This window comes from Paraburkholderia sp. SIMBA_053, from assembly GCF_046534895.1.
Classification (GTDB): domain Bacteria; phylum Pseudomonadota; class Gammaproteobacteria; order Burkholderiales; family Burkholderiaceae; genus Paraburkholderia; species Paraburkholderia caledonica.
The window spans coordinates 1-300 of sequence record NZ_JAWRXU010000405.1 but is presented as its reverse complement, the minus strand read 5'-3'; the positions used below and the strand labels follow the sequence as shown (position 1 = coordinate 300).

The 300-nt window shown below is 61.3% G+C and carries 1 pseudogene; it reads right to left on the bottom strand.

Going from position 1 to position 300, the window contains the following annotated elements:
• Positions 1 to 300: pseudogene (locus SB753_RS36180) on the bottom strand (ABC transporter ATP-binding protein); the annotation flags it as partial.

The window sequence follows — 300 nt, the reverse complement described above, 5'->3', positions numbered from 1 at the left end:
AGCGGTGAGTTGCTGTTGATAGCCTTTTAGCACCTCGTCGCGCAGCACGCTCCAGATCTGCGCGTGTAGCTCGACGAAGCGCGGATGCGAACGGATTTCGGCGACGTCGCGCGGACGCGGCAAGTCGATCGTGAATTCGCCAATCGGATGCGTGCCCGGTCCCGCCGAGAGAACGACCACGCGATCCGACATCGCGATCGCCTCGTCGAGATCGTGCGTGATGAAGAGCACGGCCTTGCGTTTTGCAGCCCACAGGTCGAGCAACTCGTTTTCCATGAGTTGCCGCGTCTGGATGTCGAG